This is a genomic window from Psychrobacter glacincola, from assembly GCF_904846215.1.
Taxonomy (GTDB): Bacteria; Pseudomonadota; Gammaproteobacteria; order Pseudomonadales; family Moraxellaceae; genus Psychrobacter; species Psychrobacter glacincola.
The window spans coordinates 153,282-170,070 of sequence record NZ_CAJGZK010000006.1 but is presented as its reverse complement, the minus strand read 5'-3'; the positions used below and the strand labels follow the sequence as shown (position 1 = coordinate 170,070).

At 41.7% G+C, this 16,789-nt stretch carries 13 protein-coding genes; 3 read left to right on the top strand and 10 right to left on the bottom strand.

Features of this window, described 5'->3' with window-relative positions:
- A partial coding sequence (locus JMW90_RS05660; RefSeq protein WP_201561682.1) for a transposase domain-containing protein occupies window positions 1–108 on the top strand: 108 nt, incomplete at its 5' end.
- A gap of 111 nt (window positions 109–219) precedes the next feature.
- Here the strand turns inward: JMW90_RS05660 and JMW90_RS05655 are convergent.
- Window positions 220–5,925 (bottom strand): Ig-like domain-containing protein, encoded by a 5,706-nt coding sequence (locus tag JMW90_RS05655; protein ID WP_201562080.1) that lies wholly within the window; start codon window positions 5,923–5,925, stop codon window positions 220–222.
- Window positions 5,926–6,408: 483 nt separating this feature from the next.
- On the opposite strand from JMW90_RS05655, the gene rpmB reads away from it, so the two are divergent.
- Both rpmB and rpmG read left to right on the top strand, forming a co-directional pair.
- Complete coding sequence (gene rpmB, locus JMW90_RS05650) at window positions 6,409–6,645, top strand: 50S ribosomal protein L28 (RefSeq protein ID WP_201562079.1); 237 nt, start codon at window positions 6,409–6,411, stop codon at window positions 6,643–6,645.
- Between the two features lie 165 nt (window positions 6,646–6,810).
- Window positions 6,811–6,966 carry a 50S ribosomal protein L33 gene (gene rpmG, locus JMW90_RS05645; protein ID WP_010201403.1) on the top strand — a complete coding sequence of 52 codons (156 nt, stop codon included), beginning with the start codon at window positions 6,811–6,813 and terminating at the stop codon, window positions 6,964–6,966.
- A 123-nt stretch (window positions 6,967–7,089) separates the two neighbouring features.
- Here the strand turns inward: rpmG and JMW90_RS05640 are convergent, their stop codons facing one another.
- The 9 genes from JMW90_RS05640 to JMW90_RS05600 form a co-directional block, all read right to left on the bottom strand.
- Complete coding sequence (locus JMW90_RS05640) at window positions 7,090–7,401, bottom strand: hypothetical protein (protein ID WP_011514309.1); 312 nt, start codon at window positions 7,399–7,401, stop codon at window positions 7,090–7,092.
- 202 nt (window positions 7,402–7,603) lie between these two features.
- A complete protein-coding gene (locus tag JMW90_RS05635; protein ID WP_201562078.1) occupies window positions 7,604–7,915 on the bottom strand; it encodes a hypothetical protein in 312 nt (103 codons plus the stop codon).
- 122 nt (window positions 7,916–8,037) lie between these two features.
- Window positions 8,038–8,382, bottom strand: a complete 345-nt coding sequence (locus JMW90_RS05630; protein WP_201562077.1) for a hypothetical protein — start codon at window positions 8,380–8,382, stop codon at window positions 8,038–8,040.
- A gap of 114 nt (window positions 8,383–8,496) precedes the next feature.
- Window positions 8,497–9,186, bottom strand: a complete 690-nt coding sequence (rpe, locus tag JMW90_RS05625) for a ribulose-phosphate 3-epimerase (protein ID WP_201562076.1) — start codon at window positions 9,184–9,186, stop codon at window positions 8,497–8,499.
- Window positions 9,187–9,490: 304 nt separating this feature from the next.
- Window positions 9,491–9,751: a TIGR03643 family protein gene (locus JMW90_RS13980; protein ID WP_201562097.1), complete on the bottom strand. Its 261-nt coding sequence runs from the start codon at window positions 9,749–9,751 to the stop codon at window positions 9,491–9,493.
- A gap of 279 nt (window positions 9,752–10,030) precedes the next feature.
- Complete coding sequence (fghA, locus tag JMW90_RS05615; protein ID WP_201562075.1) at window positions 10,031–10,939, bottom strand: S-formylglutathione hydrolase; 909 nt, start codon at window positions 10,937–10,939, stop codon at window positions 10,031–10,033.
- 101 nt (window positions 10,940–11,040) lie between these two features.
- Window positions 11,041–12,522, bottom strand: a complete 1,482-nt coding sequence (locus JMW90_RS05610; protein WP_201562074.1) for a C13 family peptidase — start codon at window positions 12,520–12,522, stop codon at window positions 11,041–11,043.
- Window positions 12,523–12,832: 310 nt separating this feature from the next.
- Window positions 12,833–14,833 (bottom strand): molecular chaperone HtpG, encoded by a 2,001-nt coding sequence (gene htpG / locus JMW90_RS05605; RefSeq protein WP_227691872.1) that lies wholly within the window; start codon window positions 14,831–14,833, stop codon window positions 12,833–12,835.
- Between the two features lie 245 nt (window positions 14,834–15,078).
- Complete coding sequence (locus tag JMW90_RS05600) at window positions 15,079–16,611, bottom strand: catalase (protein WP_227691871.1); 1,533 nt, start codon at window positions 16,609–16,611, stop codon at window positions 15,079–15,081.
- Between the last annotated feature and the right edge of the window lie 178 nt (window positions 16,612–16,789).

The following is a 16,789-nucleotide window of genomic DNA, read 5'->3' as shown; positions in this document are numbered from 1 at the left end:
TTAAACGGCTTGGATGTGTCTGCCTATTTGACAGACGTGCTAAGACGCCTGCCTATTCAAGATGATCTGGATGAGTTGTTGCCTCATCGCTGGGTGCCACCGCAATAGGGGATGGTCGGATGCTTACGTTGTTTTTGGTTATTGGGATTATAAATACAAAAACCCCCAACTCGAGGGTTGGGGGTTTTAGATAATAATAATTAGGAAATTACTAGGCTTTTAATTAACTTTTAGCGTTCTAGAAAAACCAAATCCATTATTACTTACATCAATAGTCGATCCCAATTCAAATGCTTTATTGAAATCTATGATATAGGAATTAAAGCCTGAAGTTGGCGCATTGCTTGATGACTCACCATTAATGAATACACTATAATTTGGTGAGTAAGGTGATAAAGAAACTCTAGTACGTGACGTATTTTCGTTAATGGTTACGCTCATACTATTCGTACAGACCGCACCACCATCGCCAAATGGACTAGTATTATCTATCCAAGGTGTTATCAAACTAGAGCCAGTAATGGATAAATCGCTTTCTGCTGACGGTAATCGATAATTAATACTTTGGGTATTTTCACTACCATTTACAAAGGTTGATGCATCAAAACGTACTTTTACCCAATTTGAGTAGCTCAGTGGATAACGAATCTCAAAGTCAGCCCGACCTTCATTATCAGTGACAAATGTATAACCATCATTAGATAATGTACCACCGATAATCGCAACAGGATTGATAGCTTCTAGGCGATTATTGTTGTTTTTATCTTCATTCAAGATAGGGTCATTATCTTTATCTAAAGTATAGTTATAGTTGCTATCCTCTGTTGGTTTCCAGCCTGACTGTAAGAAATTAGGTGTACGCTCAGAAAAGACTTGCGGCTCTGGCGTCGTAACCTTAATAATATCACCTTTTTCGTTACGCTCCACTTCATTAGCTGCTTGATAAGTTGTTGTACTATCTAACAGACAAACCTTACCTTGCGCGTACTCAATAGCATAAGACTTGATCGATACTTCTTTGTTAGCAACTGCACGTCCTGAACCATCCATGACAGATATAGAACCACGTACCGTATAATAAATAGTATCAGAAGATACTACATTGCTAAATGCTAAAGTAGTATATACCGCTTCTTTTGAGACAGTGATGTTAGTTGATGCTTCAAACCTGCCAAATGTCTCATCCAATAAACGCGCATTGATTTTCACACCGCCGATAGGAGAGCTGGCATTGGCTGTATAAACCACACGTGCTTCACCTTTACGGTCTGTTATGGCGGTAGCTGCAGATAAGCGACCTGCTGATGAGTCTGCCGCACGGCTAAATACAACCGTTTGACCTTCGACTGGCACATCGTTTTTATCTTTGACTGTAGCAACAACTTCGGTACTCGTACCTGGTGTGATAACTGATTTCACTGCTTGAAATAGCATCTTAGCAGGTGTTGTAGCACGGAAACGTGCGTCCACTGTCGCACGATAGCGCGGCTCACCATTTGGTAACGTTTCACCTAATACAGTCGCCTGTAGTGCGGTAATACCAGCAAGCTGCGATGTTAAGGTAACAGGTATCGTAACAATATTGCCATTTATATTAGCAGCGGTAATGGGTTTTGTGACGATAACATCATTGCTATCAGAAAACGTACCAATAGTCGTTTGTACTTCAACTTGCTTACCAATTAGTTCTGCTGCTTGAGCAGCTGTATCACGACGTATCTGAACATTGATAGTCTGCGCTGTATTGACATCATAAACGTCTTTAATATCTATGAAGCTGATACCTGCTTGTGAGACTTTGACCAGAACGATACTGTTTAAGCTTCGCTGAGTATTTACCTTATTCTCACCCAAGGCACGGGCAAATACACGTAGGTTTCCGTTGCTATCGAATGATAAAGCACTCTCACGGACACTAAAGCTCGCTTGTCCATCCGCATCAGTAGTCGCGGTAGCATTTGTAGCAATAACATCGCCGTCTTCATTCACCAGTTCCATACCAGCATTGGCAATAGCACGCCCTGCACCATCTACTAAAGTAGTGCTAATAGTAGTTAGCTCACCATCTTTAAGCTTGGTCTCTGTAGCTGCAAGGGTAATTTGCGTACCAATTGCTGACAAGCTTAGAGAGTTTTCTTCACGTACTTGCATGCTGACATTGCCATCTGCATCATATTGCGGTGTGACGATTTTAGCATTTATAACGACGCTATGATTTAGACGCGAATTGATAGAGCTGGCCGCTAAGATGACACCGACATCTATCTGACCATTAGCATCAGTTGTCACCATGCTTGGTGTGGTTAAAGCCGCACCGCTGGCTTCTAAATCTTCGATACTTAACTGTACGGGCACTCCTGCCAAGATACCGCCATTACTGTCCGTTACACGGAAAGTCGCATTGGTCTGATCACCACCAGTATTTAAAGTAGATTTATCAGAAGATGCTATTAGCTGATAACTATCAATCGTAGCGACATCTACTGCGACGATGTAGTTTTGCTGTAATTTAACGTTTTCAGCAGTCGTTGTAGAGGCTGTTAATCGAATACCAGCTTCTAATATAGCTTGATTAACATTAGCACCAGACTCAAGTGTTAGGTTAAATGTCGCTACTCCATCACTGTTGGTGTTAGCAGTACCATTGGAAACGCTAACGCCTGTTCTTAGAGGATCATCAACATTCAAACTTACTTCACGATTGGCAACCGCGCCATCTTCATTCTCTAAACGAACGAATACCTTAAATGTATCACCTTTGGTATTGACAACTTTATTTGCGCCAATACTAAGGCTTTCTTTAGTACCACTTGGATCTGGGGTCACTGTAGTCACTGAACTGGCTTGGGTTACTATATTACCATTAGCATCAGCTGCTGATAATCCAATAGAAAAGCTGTTGGCATTTTTTGCAATTTCTGCTTTCTGTGCATCAGTCAAGTTGTTAGGCACAGCGACAGTAAAAATAGCTTTACCCGAATTATCAGTAGTTTGACTACTACCTGATACTAGTGTGACGCCTTGGCTGGCGATAGCTGCTGGCAGCGCTAAGAATACTTTTTGGCCTGCAACAACTTTTGGCTCTACTGATTTGTCTGCAACAGTAACTTCAATTTGAGTTTCTCCACCATTTAGATTCAGTGGGTTTGTCTGTTTAGCAATCAAAGAGATTGCAGCAGTCATAGACTGTACTTTGATTTTAACTTGCTGCTGCTTACCTGTTAGCGTCTCGGTCAAGGTAGCAGTTAAGACTTCCTTGCTAAGCGCTTCTTTTTGCGCATCGGTTAAATTGCTTGGGACGACAACATTAAAGTTGACTAAACCATTGGCATCTGTATTTTCAACAATATTTGCTGAGCCAATTTGATCATTAATAGTCAATAAGCTAGCTAATGACTTATTTTCAAATACTAATTTAACTGGCTGACTGGCTATTTGCTCATCAGTTGACTGGTTATTAAGCTGGGCTTGTATCGTAACATTACTACCTACATTGTTAAGAATATAGCCAGCTTGATTGTCAATGTTATTAGTTTCATTAAGAATACTTAAGTCAACTTCAGGAGTTGAAATATTAACTTTGCCGATTTTAGAGTAAGTAATGCCTTTTTCGACATATGACAGCTGATAGTTAATACCAGTAAGCTTAAGCTTTGCCCGCTCTTCCGCTGTTAGTGTGTTAGGAATACTAACTATAAAGGTTGTCTCACCATTAAAATCAGTTATTGCCGATACTGCATTAATGGTAACGCCATAGTCAATTGCCACTTTACCTAACTGGATAGCAATTGCTTGTCCTGTAACAGGTAATTGCTTATCTTTGGTCGATAGCTTGACACTAACGGTGCCTTTACCACCAAGCTCGCTAATAGTTGGTGTTTCGATAGATGCAAATTGGATGGCGCTTAACGGTTGTTCCACCTGAATAGTTTGAATAATTTTAGACTGAGTACCATCTTGATCAGTTACGATAGCAGTATAACTAATGCCTGTCTTGATAAGTTGATCACGTTGGGCTTGGGTTAGACTTTGGCTAATACTAATATTGAATTCTGCTATCCCACTACTGTTAGTAGTTTGCTGATTGCCTTGAATAGTAACACCTGTACTCGAACCTTCATTAAGAACTAGTTTTACGATTCTTCCATCTGCAGCACTACCATTTTTACGTTTGGCTGCAATTTGCAATTTAAATTGGTTTTCTAAGATATTTACAGTAGTAGGAACGCTTTGGGCAGTTAACGTAATATCACTTTGACCAATCTCTGAACCAATAACAATTGGACTGCTACTCGCCATACTACTAGCACCAGAAGCTTCAACAGCGTTAACAGCTAATACAAAATTACTAGCCTGTTCTAATGCTGCTTTCTGTGCTTCACTTAGTCCTGCAGGCACACGTACTACGTAGCTTACAATACCTTTGTCATTAGTAGTCTGTTCAGTACTACCATCAATAGTTAGTAAGCCTTTACTTGTCAAAGCAGTTGGTAGCGTCGCTGAAACTAATTGATTGGCTACTGCTCCACCATTTTGGTTATTTACCCTAAAGCTAATAACTGCACTACCACCAGAGCTTGATATTTGTTTCTTATCACTTCCTTCGAAACTAACAATATTCTGTGCGAGCGGTATTTCAACTGAGCTTTCAAACGTTCTGGCTGTCACAGAACGATTAGGTTCTGACAGAGTAGCAGTATAGCTAATGCCGTTTTCTGCAAGCTCCTTTCGCACAACGTCACTTAATCCAGGTGCTAGAGACAAAGTAACAACTGCTTGACCTTTACCATCTAGAGTCAACTGATTACTTTCTAAGCTTACGCCCGTAGGAGCATTATTCAGTTTAAAAGCGACTTTAGCGCCTTCAATTTTGGTAGGAACAGCTGCACTAATAGCAGCAGCCGTGATCGTAAGACTTTGTGTATCACCATAAGCGCTAAGTTTATTTGAATTTCCTGTAACCTTTAAATTATAGTCAGAAACAGGCAATCCCACTTTTAAACTATTAGTTACGCTTTTGCTTGCCCCACTCTTTTCTCGAATATTAAGAGTATAAGTAATACCTTTTAATAGGTTTTCGCGTGCAGTTTCTGATAGATTCTCATCTATTTTGATATTGAAATTTACAATACCTTTACTATCAGTTACTTGATTAGAAGGACTAATAGATACGCCTTCTAAAGGTATAATCCCTAAACCTACTGTTACATCAGGAGTCAAAGTACCTTTTTCATCTTGGACTTCAACACTAAATGAGCCTGTATCACCAAAAGGATTTAAAATACCATTAGAGACAGAGCTCGTCTTGATGTTAGTCTTCACACTAAGCTTGCTCACTATTACCTGCGTGCCATCACCGCTGCCTTTTCTATTTACTGAAACTTTTAGTTCTTGCGGTGCGATAGCAGTACCATCAGCTTTCTTAGCACTTGCTACTAATGTAAAGCCACTTTCAATCAGGGCAGCCTTATCAGTAACTGCATTTGGATTTAACTTAAGCTTATAAACAGCATTACCATCATTATCGGTAGTTTGTACACTTTGACCTTCGATCGTAATACCATTGGTTTCAGAGTTCTTTACTTGTAAGCTGACTGCTTTACCAACCATTGCCCCACCAGAGCCCACTTCAGCAGCTTTGACAGTAACTGTAAAGATAGCTTCTTCATCTGACAACTCAATAATGGTAGGTGCTGTGCTAAGTTTTTGGATAAAAAAATCTGGTTCAATGACTGGAGTCTGTGTTCCGCCATTACCATCGCCATTATTACTCCCACCACCAGTATCTGGCTTAACACCCAAATCAGGTGCAGGCGCAATTATGTCTGTGCCATCACCACCACCACAACCTGCTAATGCCAAGGCGCCAGTTAAAGTAGTGAGTTGAAATAACTTAGAAGTGAATGGTAATGAGCTGTATGACATGTTTGGAACTCCGCAGCGGCAATCATTTATGTAAGTAAATAAGCAAAATCATTACATAGAATCCTAATAGATTGGTAATGATACATACATTTACAATAATGCCAATAGTATTAACAGATTGTATTAAATATATAACTGAGACTTTACTGACTTTTGTGATAACTTACAACTAAAAATTGAATCCTTATTATTAAATAATCAATAACATAGCGCGCTCAATTCAGGGTATAATAACCACCCTTTGAACCAACAACTATCACAAAAATATTTGAGTATTCATTACTTTTATGGTATAAATGTCGGCTTTAAAATTTTCTGAATTGGTTTGCCTGTTATTTGCCTTTAATGACAGTAAATCAGCTCAACATTCATATAGTTTTGTTTGGTGCAAAGCTGCCGCTTGCTGTGTCCATGCCGCAAATACGTGCAACTTGCCCAGACTGGTATGAGAAAACCTCATACCTCATAGATTAGGAGTTCGCCATGTCTAGAGTTTGCCAAGTGACTGGAAAGCGCCCTATGGTGGGTAATAATGTTTCGCACGCAAACAACAAAACCCGTCGTCGCTTTCTACCAAACCTTCATCACCATCGTTTTTGGGTAGAGTCGGAAAATCGTTTTGTACGTCTACGTGTGTCTACCAAAGGTATGCGCATCATTGACAAACTGGGTATCGATAAAGTGCTAGTAGATCTACGCGCACAAGGTCAAAAAGTTTAAGTCAACATTGGCAGCCTAATCTATCGATGATTGTCGCTATTTAGGCTGCCGTTGTGCAAAAGATTTACTCGCTCATATATCTATGACTGGCTATTATCTACAGCAACTTACTACTTTAGACCCATACCTATCGATTGAAGACCGCTCATTTACAGGAAAGCTATTATGAGAGACAAAATTAAATTAGTATCAACCGCTGGTACTGGGTATTACTACACCACTACCAAAAACAAGCGCACTATGCCTGGCAAAATGGAAATCAAAAAATTTGATCCAAAAGTACGCCAGCATGTGATCTTTAAAGAAGCAAAAATCAAATAATCCCCATTTTTATCAATGGTTTTGTTTGAACATAAAAAAGGGTTTATCAATTGATAAACCCTTTTTTATTGTCGTTATTTAGACTGCCTACTATTTATCTATTTGCTATTGATTTATACATCATTAACTATAATGCGTCGGCTCTTTATCATAGACATGCGCATGCCATTGGCTCATCTGCTTTTGCATAATGACTTGGATTGCCGCATGAATCATATGCTGACCAATCGCTTGGGTATCACTGCCGAGTATCTCTTTTAACTTATCAGAAAAATCAATGGTCATCAGCGGCGCATCATCTTGTTCAGCGTCACGTAAGAGCAATTTGCCATCGTCTGCTTCTACCAGTTCAAGGGTCGTCTCTTTGGCAAACCCTGCAAACTGATCGGTACTGTCATTATCTACTTCAATCTCATTATCGATATCGTATGGCATTCATTGTATCCTTATTATCCCGATTTATACCTGTAAAAAACGCGCTGATTCCACTTACTAAAGCTACTGTCTTACAGTCATGCGGGCAAAACTATCTTATTTATACAATGGACGCTTTGGCGCTATAATTCAAGGGTTGTTATATAAGTCTTTTGCACAACTTAGGTTCGATGGTCTTGACTTTATAGAAAACTGCCATTCGTTAACGCCAGTAGCGCAGTTTTGCCAAGGTAAATAAGAAAGCAACAAACATACCCAGATAATACATGAGCTTTAACTCTAATGTCGGATCGCGATATTTGAACGGTAATGCCACTGTCGCGGTCGCGGTTGGTAGTATCAATAACATCAGCAGCCAGTTTTCAAAGACGTGCAGCCAGCCTTGCCAATCCGTACCATGCCGAAGCGAAGACAGTCCTAGCAGTAGACAAGCAATAATTAAGCTGGTAAATAAACCATTTGGTAACTCTTTTGGATAAATGATATTGGCAATACTGGTCGGTATGATTCTCATGTAAAATTCCAGTCACGCTTATAGAGCATGACTTAACGGTGAAAAAGTGTGTCAAAAAACAGATTATAGTAAATATTTCAGTGCACTATTTATTAATGAGCTTTATCTCTGCTAATAAAAATTTAACTGTAAGTACCCATTAACCAGAGCATCGAGATACAAGAGGTTAAATACCCCAAGCTGATGGCATTCCAGCTCTCTATATGCATACCTTTAACCTTATTCAGTAGGCGTGAACCGAGCCAAAATAAGAAAGGAACACCTAGCATAAATGCAGGTACGATCACTGCCGCGTGGCGTAATACCTCACCGACATCTTCACCAACCATCAAGCGAAAGCCATAACCTGCCAAGCTTAAAACAAGGGCAAACACGGCTAAGCCAATGGTAATACCTTTAGGTACTAAGCTACGTGATTGCGAGTCTTGCTGGGTTTCAGCTCGATGTTTTTCGTTTTGCGTATTCATGTTTTACCTTTAGATGATGTGTCGCTTAATATAATTAGTCATATAGCGGCTATAAATAATAGGTAGCTTTAATAGTATGCAGCTTTAATAGCATATAGCTTACTATATGGGGCGTTACTCCCCATTTGCCAAGGCAAGCTCTGCACGCATGGCATCGATTGCCGATTTATAATCTTCTTGATTAAATATCGCTGAACCGGCGACAAACATATCAGCGCCTGCTTCGGCAATGGCGCGGATATTACTGGCTTTAATACCACCATCGACCTCTAATCTAATATCACGACCACTGGTAATGATACGTTGACGTACTTGACGAACTTTTTCTAGCGTCCCTTCAATAAATGATTGACCACCGTAGCCAGGATTGACACTCATCAGGAGGATCTGATCTACTTTATCCATGACATAGTCTAAATAATGTAATGGGGTCGCTGGATTCAAGACCAAACCACACTCAGCATCGCCATCTTTAATCAGCTGCAAAGAGCGATCGATGTGCGAGCTTGCTTCTGGATGAAAGGTGATAATACTGGCACCGGCCTCCAAAAATTGTTCAATCATACTATCAACAGGGCTGACCATCAGATGCACATCGATTGGTGCCTCAATCCCATAATCACGTAGCGCCTTACAAATCATGCTACCAAACGTCAAATTGGGTACATAATGATTGTCCATCACATCAAAATGGATGACATCAGCACCAGACGCCAATACACGTTCTACCTCTTCGCCTAATTTGGCAAAGTCAGCAGATAATATAGAAGGGGCGATTAGATACGGCTTAGAGGGACTGATCATAATTGAGCTACCTAATTGGGATTTGACCAAGGATTTAATATATAAATGTAGACATAGCACGAATAATACGTATGTCTATTATAACGGATAATCGAGATTTATGATGGGCACTGAGTATCGATATTATAGCTGCGCTCAGCAGATACAGATATATAGTCAGTCCTAAATACAAGAAATACAAACCTTATAAAGCACTGCTTGGGTTAATTTTTCTTGCTTGCTGTAGCTAGCCGACAGAGGCTGCGAATCATTAACCCCAGCGGTGCTGTACTCTTTTAAAAGTGGATCAACTATATGCCGCCAACTAGCACGGTTTATATTGGGTTTTGCAATAAGCACGACCTACCGCAAAACCTCGTATCGCTTCATGCTTGGTAGCGCGATTGCTCACACGTTGACGCCATAAGCGAAACGAGGATGGTTTTAGCACCTGACGCATCAGTGTAATGACGCCAGACTCATTGAGACCATAGCTATGCTCTATCGCCTCAAACGGTGTTCTATCCTCCCACGCCATCTCTATCACACGCGACATTTGTGACTCATCGAGGGCGTGAGTAGTCATATCATTGATGGAAGCGGCGATAACTGCGATAGCTGAGCTTGATTTTACTGCATGATTTTGAGGATTGTTTAAATTGGTACTGGTATGGTCTCGCTGTTTATTTTTTAAAGCGGCATCCATATCCGCTTGCATGGTAGCAAGCGTAGATTTAGCAGCAACAGAACTAACATCTGCTGACTGGGTATCGGCAGTAACGGTACTTAAATCTTGATAACTTGTCATAGATCTAACCTTTTAAACTTGAAACGCTATAACGAATAAACCATATGAGACCGAATTTTAGCTAAGCTGTGCCATACGCCAGTGATGTTCAATATGCTCATTGATTACTGTCTGGATGAAATAATAGCTATGATCGTGACCCGCTTGATAGCGCAATGTTAATGGCTGCTTGGCACTTGTACACGCCTGTTGTAATTTTGACGTTTGCAACTGACCATCGGCTAAAAACTCATCAGCCGCGCCTTGATCAACCAAGATGCTTGAGTACTGCTGACCGACCTCTTCAATGACTTGCGATGCGTCTGCTTGCGCCCACAAGCTCTTGTCATCACCGAAATACTCTGTATAAGCTGCTTGACCCCATGCCGACTCACTAGCGGCGCACACAGGCGATAAAGCTGACACACTCACAAACTTGCCTGGGAATTTAAAGCCCAATAGCAAAGCACCGTGACCGCCCATCGAATGACCTGTGATACCGATACTATTAATCGGAAACTCTGAGCGTAATAAATCATATAGCTCATCAACGATATAGCTTTGCATATTAAAGTGCTCAGACCAAGGAGCCTGAGTCGCATCGACATAATAGCTTGCACCTTGACCGACAAAATAACGCTCATCGTTTGCTACGTCATTGCTGTCAACGCTATCACTGCCGTCACTACTTCTAGGAGAGGTATCCGGTGCGATAAATATCATACCAAGCTCACTACATTTTTGTTGAAAATGCGCTTTGTGCGTAACATTATCTGCATTACAGGTGAGACCTGATAAATATAAAATCGCCGGACAACGCTGCCCTGCTAGTGCTTCATCAGGCAGATAAATACTAAAGGTCATTGGCGTCTTGGTAGACGTTGATTGATGGCTATAATAATGCTGCTCACCATCAAAACAGCGATTGACACTTTTTTGTGTGAGCTGTGTATTGGCTGAAAGACTGTGATTATAAGAATTATTCATGAGCATTATCCTTTTTATCCAAGGTAGAATAACAATGATTTATAAGAATTCCCTATTTAAAAGAGCGGCACATTAACAAACTTTTAAACAGTGTTCAGTACTCAATTTTTAGTGTTGTTAGCATTTACAGCTGTATCGGCGCCCGTATCCGGTGAAATATTGATAACGGTGGTCGCATTAGAATTCTCAAAGATGCTAGCCTGTGGCAGTCGTGTTTTATCAAATAACACTTGCTCAAATGCTGGCAACGCCGTTTCCATCAAACTACCAATCACCATTTGCGGCTCTGATGGCTCAAAACCCATAGAGAGCTCACGCTCTTTTACTCGATAAGCAGCGTCTTTAAAGGCGCCAGAAAAACTGGTATTTCCCCGCAAGCTTTCCGCAAAAAATGCTTGACCAAAATAGGTCATCTCAGCGCTATTGGTACAGCCAAACGACATCTTGTCCGTTGCCGAAGCGGTAATCACCACCGTCGTCGGCGACGCCAATTCATCAATAAACGAGCCTGAATAACACGCCGATACCACGATAACACGCCAGCGAATGCCTGACGCGTCCAAAGCCTCTCGCAGCCATGTCGCATCCAAATTATCCATCGCAAGTGGCGGGTTAGATAAATGGATAAAGTCCTGATCGCCATGCGATGATAGCGTCATAAACAGCACGTCTTCATCAGCATTCATCTGCTGACCAATTCTTTTTAAGCCGCGTAAGATACTGGTTTTGGTAGCAATCGGCTCATCTAGCCAAGTATAGTTATTATTAATCAGTGCCAATGAATGCCCGCTGGTACCAAAACGCACATCAAACAGCTCACGTACTTTATTAATCTCAGAGCGAAAGACGTTTTGGTCAGAAAATCCCGCCACACCCATAAAGTACCAATCACTTTTGCCCGCTATACTAGGGTCTATACGAGCAAGCGCCTCTTGTAGTAAACGCGGCTGCTCATATAAGGCGGCCTCTTCTAATACTGGCTCTACCGGTATCTGCTTAAATATGGGCTGGTCAGCGACGTTACGCTGCCAAATCGTCAATAGTGCAACGGCACCGATGAGGACGATGATACGCTCCCACCAGGGTATACGCAGGCGACGAGAAAATATCCATAACAATGCCAAGGTCTGCCATAAAAACAGCACCAAAAATAGCGTTGGTAAAAACGAATAACTCCAATCGGGCAACCAGCTATAACTACCCAAAAACTGTACTAAGCTTTGCAATAGAGCGGACAAAGTATCAGCAACCAACCACAGCACTACCGGCACAAAAACCAGCGCTTGATTACCTGCTCGGCGCGCTAGAATGATACCGCCAAGCAAAATAATCATCGGCCATATGAGATAGCTGACCAATCCTTGCTCATTAAAGATACTGCCGTCTGGGGCGGCGAGCCAAGAAAATAGGACGTTGCTACCCAGAGCCAATAACGCAAAGACAGCGAACTGAACAAAGGTAGGTTTAACCCAAGAGAATGCCCGTGTTGACCCTACTAACATCCACAAAGTTGCAATAATATTGGCAGCGAAATTGAGCGAAAAACGCTGAAGCGAGACGGTTTTTAACGACGCAAGTGACAAAGACTTAGACCTCTAGCCAGTCGAGAGAAATAACGTAAATTCATACTAAATATATTGAAATCAGTGCCGTTTATTATAATAAAGATATACATTATTAGTAGGGCAGATCGAATTGTATTTTAGAGTAAATAGACGAAAAAATGGTTTTAACGAGCAAAAAGTATAACTTGATAGTTTAGCTCGCTAATCTATCGCGATTGTAACGGATTGTCGGTCAAGAGCATAAGGCTGAATTGTAAAATCTGACCGAACCATCCCTATAAAAAAAGGCCTTGCGTACAAGACCTCTTTTTTTAACAAATGCGACCGATTATCTCAATAACAATTCGTTGACGCGTTTCAGATAAGCCGCTGGATCATCTAACTGACCGCCATCAGCTAACAATGCTTGGTCAAAAATGACTTGTGCAAGTTTGTCAAAATCTTCGGCAGACTGATCGCTACTCTCAAGCTTTTTAATGAGTGGATGATCAGGGTTGACCTCTAACGTCGGTTTGCTTTCTGGTACATCTTGACCCATTTGCTTAAGCATTTGAATCATTTGCGGCGATAGCTCACCTTCCCCCACGACCAAGCAAGCAGGACTATCGACTAGACGCGTCGATACTTTGACGTCTTTGGCGCGCTCACCTAATGCCGCTTTTAGCTTATCAACGACAGGCTTTAAAGTTTCTTGTGCCCTTGAAGCTTCAGCTTTTTCGGCTTCATCCTGCAAATCACCCAAATCTACCGCGCCTTTAGCGATGTTTTGTAGCGGTGTCTCATCAAATGAGGTTAAGAAGTTCATCGCCCACTCATCAACGCGGCTGGTCATCAAGATAACTTCGATACCTTTTTTCTTAAACAGCTCAAGTTGCGGGCTATTTTTTGCTGCTACTAGATTATCAGCCGTTAAGTAGTAAATGGCTTTTTGACCGTCTTTCATACGGGCTTTATAGTCTTCAAAGCTGGTGGTTTCACCATCTTGGGTACTGGTCGCATAACGAAGTAATTTGGCAATACGCTCTTGATTGCCCATGTCTTCGCCAACGCCTTCTTTGATGACATCACCAAATTCAGCGTAGAACTGCGCAAATTTTTCTTGCTTATCGGCATCTTCACTATTGGCAAGGCTTGCCAGCAACGTCAAAATACGACGAGCATTACCATCACGGATAGATTTTACATCACGTGATTCTTGTAATAGCTCACGGCTGACGTTCAATGGCAAGTCTGCCGAATCAATCACACCTTTGACGAAACGCAGATACATTGGCAGTAGTTGCTCAGCTTCGTCCATAATAAACACACGTTTGACATATAGCTTTAGCCCATGCTGCTGGTCACGAGTATATAAATCGACGGGCGCTTTTTTTGGAATATACAATAGCTGCGTATACTGTACGCGACCTTCGACACGGTTATGCGTCCAAGTCAGTGGCGCATCCATGTCATAGCTGATATTTTTATAAAAATCGACATACTCTTCATCTTCAATCTCAGAGCTTGAGCGTGTCCATAAGGCACTCGCTTTATTAATGGTTTCCCATTCGTCCGTTAAGACCATTTGACCATTGGCAGGCGTATCGCTTCCTTCTTCAACCTCATCTTCTTGCCAGACTTCTTTACGCATCTGAATCGGCAGGCTGATATGGTCAGAGTATTTATTCACTAACTGTTTGATTTTGCCACGGTCAAGATAGCTGTCTTCGCCTTCAGAATATTGTTCTTTTAAATGCAAGGTGATAGCGGTGCCGCGCGTCTCTTTGGTAATAGGCTCAACGGTAAAGCTACCGGTACCATCAGATACCCAGCGCACGCCTTTGTCCGCGGCATCGCCTGCTTTACGCGATTCAACGCTAATCGTATCAGCAACGATAAAGCCAGAGTAAAAACCAACACCGAACTGCCCGATTAATTGACCTTCTTGCTTTTGTGATTCAGACAATTTATCTAAAAATGCTTTGGTGCCAGATTTGGCAATCGTGCCTAAGTTTTCAATCGCATCGGCTTCATTCATGCCAATACCATTATCGGTAAAGGTAATGGTTTTAGCGTCTTCATCGACGGCGATACGAATACGTAGCTCGCCATCGTCTTCATACAGGCTGTCGTCATTGGTCGCTTCAAAACGCAATTTATCGCAGGCATCAGAGGCGTTTGAAACCAGCTCACGGACAAAAATATCAGCATTAGAATATAGCGAATGGGTGACTAAATGCAGCAGCTGCGCCACTTCCGCTTCAAAGGTATGTTTTTTTAATTCTGGACTGCTTTTATTAGAGTTGATGCTATCGACTGTCGGGTTATCAACTGGGGTTTGTTCACTCATAAAAACTCCTTCAATTTATGCTAAAAATTTATTATAAAATAGCCGCAATCAAAATAAACTTGGCTCAAGTACATAGTAGAGAAGTCAATCTTTGAATACTGCTAAGCTGTTTATACTAATAGGGGCGCGGCAGAAAATTTCAAGCGTAAAAACTTGATTCGTAAAAAACACCGCCCTAGTTTCCTAAAGCAGTGTCATTGTAATGATATTTAGCTGATTAACTGCTTATGTATAAATTTTATCCATTATAAGCAGCTAGGCAAGTGACGAGCAGGATCAGTCTCACGGGCTGCCATTGCATCCTCAACACTTAATCCTAATGCTTTGGCAACGCCTGCACCATAAGCAGCATCACACCAGTTGCAGTTACGAATATGGCGATACTGAATGAAATCAGGTACGCCAGACAAGTTGCTCGCGGTATTATCAAACAGCACTTGCTGCTGCTCAGCACTCATCAAATTAAACAATGCTCTAGGTTGGCTAAAATAATCGCTATCGTCTTCACGGAAATCATAATGCGCCGCATAGCCGTCAATTTTTAATGGTGGCTCAGCATAGTCAGGCTGCTCTTGCCACTGGCTAAAGCTGTTTGGCTCATAATGCGGACGGCTACCATAGTTATCATCGACACGACCTTGACCATCACGATGATTGCTCATCACAGGGCAGCGCGGCTTGTTTACTGGAATTTGCTGATGATTGACTCCGACACGATAACGCTGAGCATCGGCATAGTTAACTAAACGATTTTGTAGCATTTTATCAGGTGATACACTGATACCCGGTACTAAGTTACTTGGGGCAAATGCTGCTTGTTCGACATCGACAAAGTAGTTATCAGAGTTTTTATTCAATTCAAACTCGCCAACTTCGATCAGCGGATAATCACCTTTTGGCCATACTTTGGTTAGGTCAAACGGATGATATGGAACGGTATCCGCCTCAGCTTCGGGCATGATTTGCACATACATTTTCCATTTCGGGAAATCGCCACTTTCGATGGCATCGTACAAATCTTTTTGATGACTTTCGCGATCCATCCCAACGATATCTGCCGCTTCAGCATCGGTTAAGTTTTTGATACCTTGTTGCGTGCGGAAATGAAATTTGACCCAAAAACGCTCATTGGCGGTATTCCAAAAACTATAGGTATGCGAGCTAAAGCCATGCATATTTCTATATGACGCTGGAAGACCGCGATCACTCATAACGATGGTAACTTGATGCAAGGCTTCTGGTAACAAAGTCCAAAAGTCCCAGTTATTGGTTGCTGAGCGCATGTTAGTACGCGGATCACGTTTGACCGCTTTGTTTAAATCTGGGAATTTACGCGGGTCACGTAAAAAGAATACTGGGGTATTATTTCCCACCATATCCCAGTTGCCTTCCTCAGTATAAAACTTTAGCGCAAAGCCGCGAATATCACGCTCGGCATCAGCGGCGCCGCGCTCGCCTGCTACGGTACTAAAGCGGGCGAACATTTCGGTTTGCTTACCAATTTCATTGAAGATATTGGCACGGGTATATTTAGTGATGTCATTGGTTACGGTAAACGTACCAAATGCGCCAGAGCCTTTCGCATGCATGCGGCGCTCAGGAATCACTTCTCGCGCAAAGTTAGCGAGCTTTTCATTGAGCCAAATATCTTGTGCCAATAATGGACCACGCTTACCTGCGGTCATACTGTTTTGATTGTCAGCAACTGGTGCGCCATTACTCATGGTCAATCGGGTCGGGGCATAAGGACAGTTTTTGTCGCTCTTGTTGTCGCTCATGGTTATGTTCCTTTGAATGGCAAATGGATGAAAGTATAGAGTCTATTCTGAGTAAGCTTCTATCAAGAGCTCCAGAATAGTCGTCAATGTTTCTGAAAAACGGCTATTTTTATTCATAGTAATCTGTAAACCCAGTAATCTTGCCTTGTTAGACATCATTACAACCGATTACCATTGA

What these genes read in the sequence shown, in the direction of transcription:
- rpmB (WP_201562079.1), top strand. Translation starts at nt 6,409, where the DNA reads ATGTCTAGAGTTTGCCAAGTGACTGGAAAGCGCCCTATGGTGGGTAAT.
- rpe (WP_201562076.1), bottom strand. Translation starts at nt 9,186, where the DNA reads ATGATCAGTCCCTCTAAGCCGTATCTAATCGCCCCTTCTATATTATCT.
- JMW90_RS05600 (WP_227691871.1), bottom strand. Translation starts at nt 16,611, where the DNA reads ATGAGCGACAACAAGAGCGACAAAAACTGTCCTTATGCCCCGACCCGA.
- JMW90_RS05640 (WP_011514309.1), bottom strand. Translation starts at nt 7,401, where the DNA reads ATGCCATACGATATCGATAATGAGATTGAAGTAGATAATGACAGTACC.
- JMW90_RS05655 (WP_201562080.1), bottom strand. Translation starts at nt 5,925, where the DNA reads ATGTCATACAGCTCATTACCATTCACTTCTAAGTTATTTCAACTCACT.
- JMW90_RS05630 (WP_201562077.1), bottom strand. Translation starts at nt 8,382, where the DNA reads ATGAATACGCAAAACGAAAAACATCGAGCTGAAACCCAGCAAGACTCG.
- fghA (WP_201562075.1), bottom strand. Translation starts at nt 10,939, where the DNA reads ATGAATAATTCTTATAATCACAGTCTTTCAGCCAATACACAGCTCACA.
- htpG (WP_227691872.1), bottom strand. Translation starts at nt 14,833, where the DNA reads ATGAGTGAACAAACCCCAGTTGATAACCCGACAGTCGATAGCATCAAC.
- rpmG (WP_010201403.1), top strand. Translation starts at nt 6,811, where the DNA reads ATGAGAGACAAAATTAAATTAGTATCAACCGCTGGTACTGGGTATTAC.
- JMW90_RS05635 (WP_201562078.1), bottom strand. Translation starts at nt 7,915, where the DNA reads ATGAGAATCATACCGACCAGTATTGCCAATATCATTTATCCAAAAGAG.
- JMW90_RS13980 (WP_201562097.1), bottom strand. Translation starts at nt 9,751, where the DNA reads ATGACTACTCACGCCCTCGATGAGTCACAAATGTCGCGTGTGATAGAG.